The organism is Mucilaginibacter sp. 22184, assembly GCF_052045695.1.
GTDB lineage: Bacteria > Bacteroidota > Bacteroidia > Sphingobacteriales > Sphingobacteriaceae > Mucilaginibacter.
In genome coordinates this window covers 303,899-316,964 of the sequence record NZ_JBQEPI010000008.1, presented here as the reverse complement: position 1 = coordinate 316,964, position 13,066 = coordinate 303,899, and the positions used below count along the sequence as shown (strand labels likewise).

Here is a 13,066-nt window from a genome sequence, read left to right as displayed (position 1 = left end):
TATTTATTTAGTTCATTTGGATTGCAAAAAACTTTTTGAGCAAAATCAACCTATCAAAATGATAGGCTTAAGTATCAAAGTGGGAGTTGTTTTAGTTCGTTAACCATATTTTTATCAGCGCGTCATTGCGAGGAGGAACGACGTGGCAATCCCCGATAGGCAGATCCGCTCTGTAAGTAGGGGATTGCCACGCTGCGCTCGCAATGACGCGTGGAGAGAAAGGCCATCCCTCTTTCCGCCGTAGGCGGAGAGAGGGTCGTCCAGCGCAACGCAGGCGGGGTGAGTCGTCTCTACGCCAGCCCCTTTTTAATTTTGACATTCAAACAGCCTTTCTTTTACCCAAATAGCCATATATTGGCCGGGATAACAAAAAATGAAAGATATTCCGTTCCATCAGCTCAGAGAGCGGGCCTCCACAGGCCTCGAGATCAGGCGCTTTGTTGCCGGAGATCTGCCACCGGATGATGAAACCAATACCCTGGGCGCGCATCGTGATGATCATTATATATTTTTTGTTATTGAACAAGGCACGGCGTCGCTCATGATCGACTTCCAGGAGTTAAGGTTCGGCGCATCCTCCTTATATTATATATTACCGGGGCAGGTACATCACCGCATCCGCAATGAGATAGGTTATGGCTGGTTCATCGCCATCGATTCTTTGTTAATAGCTCCCGACTACAGGAATGTTTTTGAAAGCCAGCTGGTACTACAGCAACCTTTTACGCTTGATGAGGTGCAATTTAGACAATGTACCGATCTGTTATGCCTGATGCAGGAAAAATACCGGGAAGAAAACCCCGGTCCGTTTTATTTGCAGGTGGTACATTCCCTGGTACAATCCTTTGTAGGTATAGCCGCCTGCTGCTTTAGTGGCTTTTGCAATTCGCAGTTTGCCCTATCCAGGCCGGTACAACTGGCGCAGGAATTTAAAAAGCTACTGGCTGGTAATATCAGGCAGGTTAAAAGCCCATCGGCCTATGCCTCCATGCTTAATGTTTCAGAAACTTATTTAAATGAGGCACTCAAGAAAGTAACCGGCCTTTCGGTGAGTTACTGGATCCAGCAGGAGGCATTGCTCGAAGCCAAGCGTTTGCTGTATTACAGCGAGATGAACGTAAAAGAAATTGCCCACACATTGGGTTATACCGACCATACCTACTTTTCACGATTGTTTAAAAAAGCCGAGGGTACCACACCACTTTTATTCCGCACACATTACCGTAAATAGTCCAATCATTACCGTAAGCTATTCATTGATTTGGGGGTAAATAGGCAGTTTCTTTGTATAATTCAAAAACTACCATGGAAACATCCACTTTTCAAAAAATCAGAAAAAAAGCCGGGAAACTGTTCGAAAACAGATTACAATCCGGTAGGGTGCTTGAGGTGCGGCACTGGGAACCATCTACCTTGATTGAGGTTGATCTGCACCTGCCATCTGCCGATATAGCACAATGGAGCGAGATACCCTATATAAAATTCAGAGTTGACGACTTCACCTTCCGTGATTATACCCCATCGGGCTGGGATGCCGAAACCAATACCTGCACTATTTATGTAGATGCGGCGCACAGTGGGCCGGGCAGCAGATGGGCGCAGCAACTCAAACAAAATGATATGGTGAGTTATCTTAAAATAGGCTCAACCTATCACACCCCTGTTGCCACTTCGGCAGTTGTTGCCCTGGGCGATGAAAGCAGCATGGGCCACTTGCTGGCCCTGCAAAAAATGGTACTGCCGCACACCCGCTTTTCGGGCGGACTGGTTATTGGGAACGAGCATCACCGCAAGTTATTCCATGAATATTTTTGGTCGCCCTTACAGCCGGTGGCACGCAAGGATATTTTTGGTCACCACAGTTTAATGGAATGGGTGCTTGAACAGCAATACAGCCTGGAAAACACGGTATTTTACCTTGTTGGCAATAATACTATGGTTGGCCAGCTGCGTAAACTGCTCAAAAACCAGGGTTATCCGTCGGGGCAAATTAAAGTACAGGGCTTTTGGTCGTAGCTTGTTTTACCTTATGCCAGGTAATGTAGGATACAGCCAGGAACGCCAGGAAAATAATCGGCATTACGCGATAGTTTACCGGATCGCCGGATGCGCTGTGGGCTATAAAAGCCGATATAAAGGTGAAAGTAAAACCCGCGTAAACCCACTCTTTAATCAATGATTTTAGAGGAATCAATAGCAAAACAGCGCCGGCCAGTTTAGCCAGGGCCAGCTCTACCCTGAAATAGCCCGGATAGCCCAGGTGGCTAAAAGCCTGGTTCATGGTGGGTAGTGTTAAATAGGCATAGGCCGAGTAGGTCATCATTAAGGCTACTATGGCCGTGGTTATCCAGTAAGTGATCTTGAATGCTTTCATTTTCTTTTTTCAAGCAAACTTAACTACCTTTACTATTAAAAAGATACTACTATACCAAAGGATAGTAGTATCTTTGAGTATAGCAGTATTATTTATGGAAGGTCAGTTAAAAAAAAGAGATCACAGTTCAACGGAGTGCAAGGCCGCCGCAAGCTCAATCAGAGATGCACTTTATGTACTCAACGGAAAATGGAAATTGCCGCTTATTGTGACGCTTGTTGATGGGCCGCTGCGTTTTAATGATATCCAAAGAGCTTTAAGCGGCATCACCCCTAAAATATTATCAAAAGAGCTCAAAGAGCTGGAGTTGAACGAATTTGTAAAGCGTAACATTTTTTCAACCACCCCGGTTACCGTTACGTATGAAGCTACCCCTTATAGCCAAACATTAGGACCAGTGTTAGAAGAGTTACAAAAATGGGGAAAGCAGCACCGGGAGCGCATCATTGCCAGCCGGCGCGAAACGCCCGTTTTAGAGGTGGATAACGTTAACACAAATGAGTAGATTATGGCCAGATTTTTTGACAGCATACAGGAACAGCACCAAGCTTTCATTGAAAAGCAGAAAATGTTTTTTGTGGCCTCGGCACCACTGGCAGCCAACGGGCATGTAAATCTTTCGCCCAAGGGGATAGATAGTTTCAAAGTATTATCGGCCAATAAAGTAGCCTATATGGATATTATAGGCAGCGGTAACGAAACATCGGCCCATATCCTGGAGAATGGGCGTATCACCATTATGTTTTGCGCCTTTGACGGCCCACCCAATATCCTGCGTTTATATGGCGAAGGATACGCCGTATTACCTGGTGATGAAGCGTGGAGCATATTAGCCACTAAATTCGATATTCTATTATCAACACGGCAAATCATCGTGGCCGATATCCACAAGGTACAAACCTCCTGCGGGTTTAGCGTACCCTACTATACCTACGAAGGCGAAAGGGACCAGGCTTATAAATGGGCAGCCAACAAAGGCGCCGATGGCCTGGAGGCATATAAAAAGGAAAAAAATATGATCAGTATGGATGGCCTGCCTACCGCTTTGTTTAACTCATCTAAATAGCATACTGACCTGTTTTCTAAAGAGATCTGTGCTATTTTCTCCTTTGGCAGGAGAGAGCCATGATTATACACCGAAAATCAATAAATAGCATAAAAGCGGGGAGGTCACCCATTTTAGTAGTTGCTTGGGCTACTCCCATTTTCAAACCATTTCCCCCTCCTGCCTTTTCATCATTATCAGCCCACAAACGCAAACTCCGGCGCAAATCATTCTTCAGGCTAATTAAATATGTATTTTCATATAAAATTATGAGAGTACATATCAAAAGCATTCTGCTGCTATTCTCAGTTAAATCAAACCCTCTTAATCGATTAAGTTTAAATCTTTATGACATTTTTTGTAACAAATACTTTACCTTTAACCGCCGATTAAGATTTATAATTATTCCACACCAAAAATTTAACCGTTTTATAACACAAAAAGTTTGGAAATGAATTTAATGTACGTATGTTTGTACATATAATATAACCAATTTCACACAGTGTATTTTGCCTATTAAAAATACACTTTTAACCATATTACATCCTTAACGATCCCTGCATGAAGATACGTTTACTAGGTGTGTTTATATTCCTGTGTCCATTTTATCTGCATGTAACCGCGCAGGTAAAAGACAACACTGCTTTGGCCGATTCTATACTGACAGACAGCCGTCTGGATACCATACAGGCACGGGGTTTAAAACTGCTTTCTGGTTTTTCGGCCGGCACCTCCTATAACGAAGTATGGATCAGGGATTTTAACACCTTCATCAAAGGATCCTTAAAAGTACACCCCAAAGAAAAAGTAAAGGAAATGCTCCTGATGTTTTTTAAAATTCAGGGTGCCGATGGCAACATTGTTGATGGTGTGGTTGATAGTGCAAAGGCTGGTGTAGGTTATCAATACCGCTACTCTAAATTACTGCCAGGCTGGGCAGCACATAAAAACACTGTCGAAACCGACCAGGAATCCTCCCTTATCCAGGCTGTAAAAAAATATATAGATGTGACCGGCGACCGTTCGATATTGGCCGAGGTTATAGGTGCTAAAACGGTTCTGCAACGCATGGAAGATGCTTTTGTCTATATTCAAAAAGACAGATGGTCTGCCAGATATGGCCTGGTAACCGGGGCCACTACTATTGATTGGGGCGATGTACAACCCGAGACGGGCTGGGGCGTAGCCATCAACAATAAAACCAAATGGGCCATTGATATTTATGATAATGCCATGTATGTAATGGCTATTCATGATTTTATGGCTATAAAACCGCAGGGATATCAAACCAAACAAAACTGGACCCTGGTAGCCAATACCATCAAAAAAAATGTACGTAAGTACCTGTGGATGCCGCAAGCCCAGAAATACCTTCCCCATCTTTATTTGAACGGAAGCCCATTCTCCAAAGATTTTAACGAAAACGAGATCCTGTATAGCGGCGGATCTATCTGCGCTATACTCGCCGGGTTTAACACTCCCGCCGAGATCAAAGAAATAAACAGGCAACTATTAGCCGCCGCGGCCGTTGATAAATACTCCACGATTGGTAAAACGGTTTATCCGGCTTACCCTGCCGCGCAATTTCCTAACATGCACCCTTACAATTATCAGAATGCCGGCGACTGGACCTGGTTTGGCGGGCGAATGATAGCAGCCCTGGTGGCCAATAATCAGGCAAAGGATGCGTATAACGAATTAATACCGATGATTGACCGTGCCATTACACACAAAGGCTTTTATGAATGGTACGATGTGCAAACCGGCGCCCCCAAAGGTTCGGGCGATTTCAGGGGCGAAGCCGGTGTTTTATTTGATGCAATTACAGTTTTAAAACAATGGGCTATTAAAAATAAATAAAACACTTATTAGCATACAATTTTAGAAAACCAGTACTAAATCAATTTTTCATGAAAAAAAATAATACCATAAAGGTAGCGGGGATGTCTTTGCTCTTTTTTAAGGGCAGGGCTACCGTTTATCACCAGCCTCCTTAGTCGTTAGCCGCCATTCTCACACACGGCGCTACACTCCTCCGAAGAATCAATTGTTAAATTATTAATTAACGTTATGAAGAAAATCCTTATTTACTCGATCCTGTTCACCCTGCTATCCCTGCAGGCGATGGCACAGCTTAAAATTAGCGGAAAGGTTACCAGCGCGCAAGACAACTCGCCTTTACCTGCTGTAAGCATCAAAATAAAAGGCACCCCAAGCGGTACCGTTTCTGATGCCAACGGAAACTATAGCATTACATTACCCAATGCCAATGCTGTTTTAATATTCACCTATACCGGCTTTGCGGCGCAAGAAGTAAGCGCAGCCGGCAGGAGTACCATAAATGTTCAATTAAAAGAAACCTCAAGCGCCTTGAATGAGGTAGTGGTAATTGGTTACGGTACGGCAAAAAAATCAGATTTAACGGGCTCTGTAGCTACTGTTAAAGCCGAGCAATTGCTTGATAAACCTGTGCCCAACTTATCTCAGGCCTTACAAGGCAAGGTTGCCGGTGTTGACGTAAGCGTTAACAGTAATGCGCCGGGTGCTGCGGCAAAGGTGCGCATCAGGGGTATAGGTTCCATCAACTCCAACGTCGACCCTATTTACGTAGTTGATGGTGTGGTAGGTGTTGACCCCAACTCTATCAACCCTAATGATATTTCATCAATTGAGGTTTTAAAAGATGCCTCATCAACTGCTATCTATGGTGTACGTGGTGCCAATGGTGTTATCATGGTAACCACCAAACGTGGCCGCAAAGGTCCTGCTACCATTAGTTACGAAGCCAATACCAACATCAGCCAACTTTACAGGCATGTGCCAACACTTAACTCCAAAGAATTTGTAGAAATTTACAACCAATCATTTGCAAACGGGTCAAAATTTGATCCAACCGGTGCGACACAATCACCAGCCAAGGCATTAACGTATCAAAATTTCCCATTACTATTTAATTCGGACAACAGCCCGAAATATGATACCAATTGGGAGAAGGAAACGTATAAGCCCGCTTTTTCACAAAGCCATCAATTGAATATTCAGGGTGGCAGCGACAAATCTGTTTACAGCTTATCATTGGGTTATCTTAACCAAAATGGCTTAACCCCCACATCAAACTTTAAACGTTACTCGGTTAAAATGACCATGGATAACGATGTAAAGGATTGGTTAAGAATAGGGGGCAGTATCAATGGCATTTTTAGTCGCCAGCGTTTGGTAACAGATAACAATGGTGGTTTGAACGTACCCCGGGCTGTAAGCGAGGAAGTGCCGATTGTACCTATCAAATATCCAAACGGAACCTGGGCCGGCAACTATGATATTGCTGGTTTAGAAGGCGCTCCAAACCCAATACAAACTGCCAATGAGCGGTATACTATTAATAATACCTTACAGGTATTGGGTAATATCTATGCAACCGCTAAGATATCCTCAGAGCTTGAATTTAAAACAGATTTCGGGTATAACCTCATCGGGCAAAAAAATAACTTTTACTCATCATTAGATCTGCAGCACTTATCAGCCGATCAGGGTGGTATTGCCAGCGTTAACTCCAACACCACTTATTTCTGGCAAACTGAAAATTATCTTACCTGGAACAAAAAGATCAATGATCATCAAAGGTTTACCGCATTGGCTGGTATATCTTTTAGCAGATCAGTATATCAGCGATCAAACGTTGAAACCCAAAACTTTATTGACGACTTTTTCCAGTTTAATAACCTGGGCGCCGGTTCTGTTAAAAGTGCATCAGGATCTGATGAAAACCCAAGTTCACCTGGCGCGCTTTATCCCGGTTCGTTAAACTCATACTATGGTCGTATCAGCTATAATATCGACGAAAAGTATTTGTTTACCGCAACCGGTCGTTATGATGGTTCATCAAGACCAGCCGCAGGGCATAAATTCGCTTTCTTCCCGTCATTGGGTGCCGCATGGCGCGTATCACAGGAGGATTTCCTGAAAAACAGTGAAACCATTTCTAACTTAAAACTAAGAGCAAGCTTTGGCTACACCGGTAACCAGGAAATTGGTAACTACCGCTCACTGGCCCAGTATGGTACAGGCCAAACCGTGCAGAACGGACAAGCGGTAATTTCATTGCTGCCAAGTTACCTGGGTAACCCGGATCTGAAATGGGAAAAAACACGCCAGATTGATGGTGGTATCGAATTAGGCTTGTTTCATGGCCGTGTTAACTTAGATTTGGATTACTATCAACGTACTACTACCGACGTATTATTGCAGGCCCCTATTCCGTGGTCGGCAGGTTTCACCACTGCCAACGTTTACAAAAACGTAGGCTCCATGAAAAACTCAGGTATTGAGCTAAGCCTGAATACGGTTAACGTTAAAACCAGCGATCTGGAGTGGAGTACCGGTATCATCTTTGCCGCCAACCAAAACAAGGTAACCAAGTTGAACGATGGAAACGCCGATATTTTCCCTGGCCCTAACTTCCTTGGACAAAACTATGTGATACGTGTTGGTGCACCAATAGGCTCATTTTACGGCATGACCCGTGTAGGTACCTATGGTGATAATGCAGCAGATATTGCAGAAGCAGCCAAACATGGTTTAAAAGCTGGCGACAGGAAATATATTTATAATGCTGATGGTAGTAACTATTACAGTATTATAGGCCGGTCAAATCCAAAATGGACAGGTAACTTCAACAGTACCATCAAGTACAAAAACTGGGATTTCTCATTCGATATCCGTTTTGTACAGGGTGTAAATACGGCTGCTAACTTTAAACACTCAGTTGAAGACAGGCAAACCATCTCCAACAGTTTAAAAACAGTTTTAAACGGATGGACCCCAAACAACCAGAACACGATGATATCACAAGTGCGTAACTATAAATATGCACAAGACTCGCACTTTGATACCTGGTGGGTTGAAGATGGATCATTTATACGTGGCCAAAACTTTGTACTGGGTTACAACTTACCGACCTCTGCATTGCAAAAATTGCATGTAACCCGTTTCCGTATTTATACCAGTGTGCAAAACTTGTTTGTAATAACCAAGTATACTGGTTATGATCCGGAGGTTGACACCTTTAATAACTCTTATGGTTCAAACCCTGCGTTTACTCAAAATATCGACTTTTTTGCAAACCCTCGTCCACGTATCTGGAACCTTGGTTTACAGGTTGGATTTTAAAAACAGTATGGTATGATACAATCAGAAAGAAAAATAGGAATGAAGGATAATAGTAACCATATAAAAACTTACTAAAATGAGAATATTAAAAAACATATTAATCATATCGGGCTTAGTACTTGCGTGCTCATGCAAAAAGTTTTTGGAAGAGCATCCCAAATCAGTTCTAACGCCAGATGCCGACCTTTCAAGCGCAAAGGTGGCCCGGGCATTTGCTAACGGATCTTATCAAAATCTAACAGGCCTATTGGCCGGCCAGTCTGGCTCATATGGTGGTAATACCTGGAACCTGATGGAGTTTATGACCGGTAAAGCCAACAGCGACCTGGGGCAAACAGGCTTTGTAAACTTCCAGACCCTTATTTACAGCAATACGTCGTTTTATTTTGATACCTGGTGGCAGCAAATGTACCTGGGTGTGGGTGCCTGTAACCTGGCTATCCAAAGGATCCCGCTTATTAATGCCGCGGGATTAACCGACGAAGCAAAAAACAACATGGTGGCCGAAGCCCGTACCATGCGTGCTCTTTACTACTTTTTCCTGGTGCGTATGTATGGTGCGGTTCCTAAAATAACCGAACCGCCAAAAGATCTTAACCTGCAAGTGCCGCGTGTACCTGCCAAACAGATCTATGACGAGATTATCATCCCCGATCTGTTAGCCGCCGAGAAATCAACTTTACCGGTAGCAACATCAACCGGGGGAGTAACCATGGGCGTGGTGCAATCGCTGCTGGCCGATGTTTATTTAACCTATGCAGGTGCAGCTATTAACGGTGGGGCGCAATATTATGCCGAATCGGCAAAACGCTCACTGGCTGTAATACAAAGCGGTAAATACTCTTTGTTCCCTAACTATACCGATATGATCAACCCATCCAACAAAAACCTTGGCGAGTTTATCTTTCAGGTACAGTACGCCGCTTCTGTTCCGCAAGCAAATCCGCTTACACCACTTACTATTCCTAACTTTTCGGGTATTTCTAAATACTCAGACGAGTACGGATCGGTTTGGCCAACAGATCAGTTCATTGCTTCATTCCCGGCAGGTGATAAACGTGTAGCAGAAAAACAATTCTTTTACACCAGCTATCCTTCTATTAAAGCACCGAACGCGCCGGTTGTGTTTAAAAATCACTACATCTACAAATGGTTTGATGTAAACGCGGTTACCAATACTGCAAAATCAGATTTGAACTACACCATTTACCGTTTGGCCGATGTGATGTTGATGTATGCCGAAGCATCAAACCGTGCCGAAGGGTCACCAAATGCCAATGCTATTCAGTATGTGAACCAGATCCGTTCAAGGGCTGGCCTGGCTGCAATAGGTGCATTGTCACAAGATGCGTTTGAGAAAGAAGTATGGCTGCAACGTTATTTTGAGCTTTGTTTTGAAAATAAAATGTGGTTTGACATGATTCGCACACGCAAAATACATAACGATGTTACCGGTAACTGGGATAATTTTGTGGGACACAAAACCGTGTTCAACGCAACTTATTCCGAAAAACAATTATTGTTCCCTTTACCAAAACAGGAAACAGATGTTAATCCAAAATTATTGCCTAATAACCCAGGCTTTTAATTAATATAGGTTAATATAAAACAGAACAGCCCCGGACAAAACCGGGGCTGTTTTTTTATGACAGGTTAAGATGGGTTACTCGCTTCTGAGGCTTTTAACAGGGTTGGCAATGGCCGCTTTGATAGATTGAAAACTTACCGTAAACAGGGCTATCCCGATAGCAACTACGCCAGCAAATACAAACACTTCCCAGCCAATAGGAATACGGTAGGTAAAATCCTGCAGCCACTTGGTCATGGCCCACCAGGCTATGGGCGATGCTATGATAATAGCTATAAATACCAGCTTGATAAAATTAAGCGATAACAACGTAGTGATGTTGCCAATACTGGCACCCAGCACCTTGCGGATCCCGATCTCCTTGCTCCGCTGCTCGGCCATATAGGCCGCCAGGGCAAACAAGCCAAGGCAGGCTATAATAATGGCCAGTATGGCAAAACTGGTAAATATGCGCCCCATGCGCTGCACATCGGCATACATGCCGGCAAAACGTTCATCCATAAAGGTGTAACGTATGGGTTGATTGGGCGAAAAGCTTTTCCAGGTGCGGGTGATCTCGGCCAGCGTATTTTTCATGTCGCCGGTTTTTACTTTTACCGATACGATGGAATTGCTGGTACTTAAATGCATTACTAACGGACTAATCCCATCGCGCAATGACTCAAAATTAAAATCCTGCACCACACCGATGATCTCCTTCGGCGCGCCATAATTCACTATCCTTTTACCTATCGGATTTTTAAGGTTGAGTTTTTGCGCCAAATTTTGATTGATGATCACCGCCTGCGAATCGGTTTTCATGGCCGGGTTAAAATTACGACCGGCAACAAGCTTCATACCAAAGGTTTTGATATAATCTTCATCCACATCCCAAAACTGGCTGCCAACGCCAACATCCACTTTAACCCTTCCTTCATTAAAAAATTCGTTACCGTTGCGTTTAGTTCCGGCCACCGGTAAAAAATCGCTGATGGATACGCTTTTTACTGCTTGCAGTTTTAACAGTTCATTCTTAAAGCTCTTTACTTCATTATCCTGCAAGGTATTGGTTCCTTGAATCATCACTACCTGGTCTTTTTCAAACCCAACCTTTTTATTGAGGATGAATTGCATCTGGTTGTAAATAATAAATGTGCTGATGATGAGAATGATGGATGTGGTGAACTGAAAAACAACAAGCCCGTTACGCAATCCAGAGCTTTTAGCGCCTGTACTCAGCTTGCCTTTCAACACTTCGGCAGGCTTAAAGCCCGACAGGTAGAATGCGGGATAGATTCCCGCAACTACACCAATCAGAACAGCCGATACCAATACTGTTGGTAACAGCCACCACTGCTGCCAGGGTATAGTTAATGATTTTGATGCCAGTACATTAAAATAAGGCAGCAGTACAACAGCCAGTATTAAACCCAAGATGAAGGAAAAGAAACTGTATAATAAAGATTCGGTTAAAAACTGACTGATTAAACCGCTGCGTTGCGAACCTACCACCTTGCGTAAACCAACCTCCTTAGCCCGGTTGGCCGATTTAGCGGTAGAAAGATTGATAAAATTGATACAGGCTATAACCAATATAAAACCCGCCACAGCGCCAAATAGCCAAATGAAACGGATATCACCATGCGATTCGCCATCATGAATGTCATATGACCGGAGGTTGATGTCCTGAACATTTTGCGCATACATACTTAATGCTGCCGCAATTTTTGACGCGTTCTTGTCCCCGCTCTTAATCATATCGGGGATATAATAATTGTTGATTACCGCATGGGTTATCTTTTTACTAAACCCGGCGGCATTAGTTCCCGGTTTTAGTTTAACATAAACGTGGTAATTGCTGGCCTGCCAGGTAGTTTGCTCGCCGTTCCAAAATTCCACACCGGCAAGGGTTAGCAAAAAGTTATATTGGTGCAGGTGAGATGTGGCCGGGATATCCTGCATCACACCGCCAATTTTATAGGCCTTACTTTTATTATTGTTCAGGTACATCACCTTACCAACCGGGTTTTGACCGGGAAAATATTTATCGGCCTTGCTTTTTGATATCAGCATGGTATAAGGCTCGCTAAGCGCATGAGCGGCATCGCCATAAACCATAGGCAGTTTTAATATATCAAGCAAAGTTTGATCGGCATAAGCGAACCCTTCCTCATGTGTATTTTCGGGGGCATCGCTCCGTTTTAGCTCATTGCTCCCGGCGCCCCAAAAAAGCGAGTTGGGCATTAAGCGGCCAAATTGCTCCACTTCCGGAAAATCAGATTTTATTGTCCGCCCCATTACCGCTGGCCAGTCAACTCCTTTTTCATGAACCTGATCAAAATTGTATTGCCCTACTATCCGGTAAATACGGTTGGCATCCGGGTAACTTTTATCAAAGCTCAGCTCCTCCCTTATATACAGGGCGATAAGCAGGCAGGCGGCAATGCTCAACGCAAAACCACCAACTTTAATGGCCGCGTACATTTTCTGTTTGAGCAATTGTCTTAGCGCGATTTTCAAGTAATTTTTTATCATGGTAAAATGGCTTACAAAGTTATCAATTGGATTGCCTGGTACTTTTTTTTTAAAGCCCGGTTCAGAATAACCGGTACCTGTTTCTTTATAAGGGTTAGCTGGTTTGGCGTTTGCTTCCGCTTCCCGGATACGTTTGAGGATCTTTTTAAAAAGATAATAGCTATACTCTTCCGGACTCTCCTGCACTGCTCCGGGCTCCCACCACTCCAACATGAGTCTAACGCTGTTCTTAAAATCCGGATTTTCATTGAGCAATGTATCCAACTCCTGTAACTCCTTTGCAGAGGCTTCGTGGGTGAGCCTTTTTATCATCAGATGCCAGATACGGTCTTCTGTATTCATTTCGCAAACGGGTTTAAATAAGTTATAGGTATAG

At 43.6% G+C, this 13,066-nt stretch carries 9 protein-coding genes; 7 read left to right on the top strand and 2 right to left on the bottom strand.

Going from position 1 to position 13,066, the window contains the following annotated elements; translation table 11 throughout:
- The first annotated feature begins 373 nt into the window (after nt 1-373).
- Both ACTJKG_RS19335 and ACTJKG_RS19330 read left to right on the top strand, forming a co-directional pair.
- Nucleotides 374-1,231, top strand: a complete 858-nt coding sequence (locus tag ACTJKG_RS19335; protein WP_440740172.1) for a helix-turn-helix domain-containing protein — start codon at nt 374-376, stop codon at nt 1,229-1,231.
- A gap of 74 nt (nt 1,232-1,305) precedes the next feature.
- Nucleotides 1,306-2,016 (top strand): hypothetical protein, encoded by a 711-nt coding sequence (locus tag ACTJKG_RS19330; RefSeq protein ID WP_440740171.1) that lies wholly within the window; start codon nt 1,306-1,308, stop codon nt 2,014-2,016.
- On the opposite strand, the gene ACTJKG_RS19325 is transcribed toward ACTJKG_RS19330, so the two are convergent.
- A complete protein-coding gene (locus ACTJKG_RS19325) occupies nt 1,991-2,374 on the bottom strand; it encodes a DoxX family protein (protein ID WP_172338127.1) in 384 nt (127 codons plus the stop codon). The two genes, ACTJKG_RS19330 and ACTJKG_RS19325, sit on opposite strands and share 26 nt — an antisense overlap.
- A gap of 94 nt (nt 2,375-2,468) precedes the next feature.
- Between ACTJKG_RS19325 and ACTJKG_RS19320 the strand changes: the two genes are divergently transcribed.
- The 5 genes from ACTJKG_RS19320 (at nt 2,469) to ACTJKG_RS19300 (ending at nt 10,176) form a co-directional block, all read left to right on the top strand.
- On the top strand, nt 2,469-2,879 hold the full coding sequence (locus tag ACTJKG_RS19320; RefSeq protein ID WP_172338144.1) for a winged helix-turn-helix transcriptional regulator: 411 nt from the start codon (nt 2,469-2,471) through the stop codon (nt 2,877-2,879).
- A 3-nt stretch (nt 2,880-2,882) separates the two neighbouring features.
- A complete protein-coding gene (locus ACTJKG_RS19315) occupies nt 2,883-3,440 on the top strand; it encodes a pyridoxamine 5'-phosphate oxidase family protein (RefSeq protein ID WP_440740170.1) in 558 nt (185 codons plus the stop codon).
- A 540-nt stretch (nt 3,441-3,980) separates the two neighbouring features.
- Complete coding sequence (locus tag ACTJKG_RS19310) at nt 3,981-5,279, top strand: hypothetical protein (RefSeq protein ID WP_172338129.1); 1,299 nt, start codon at nt 3,981-3,983, stop codon at nt 5,277-5,279.
- Between the two features lie 210 nt (nt 5,280-5,489).
- Nucleotides 5,490-8,588, top strand: a complete 3,099-nt coding sequence (locus tag ACTJKG_RS19305) for a SusC/RagA family TonB-linked outer membrane protein (RefSeq protein WP_172338130.1) — start codon at nt 5,490-5,492, stop codon at nt 8,586-8,588.
- Nucleotides 8,589-8,664: 76 nt separating this feature from the next.
- Entirely contained in the window at nt 8,665-10,176 is a 1,512-nt protein-coding gene (locus tag ACTJKG_RS19300) for a RagB/SusD family nutrient uptake outer membrane protein (RefSeq protein ID WP_172338131.1), read from the top strand.
- 75 nt (nt 10,177-10,251) lie between these two features.
- On the opposite strand, the gene ACTJKG_RS19295 is transcribed toward ACTJKG_RS19300, so the two are convergent.
- A complete protein-coding gene (locus ACTJKG_RS19295; protein WP_253952332.1) occupies nt 10,252-13,032 on the bottom strand; it encodes an ABC transporter permease in 2,781 nt (926 codons plus the stop codon).
- Between the last annotated feature and the right edge of the window lie 34 nt (nt 13,033-13,066).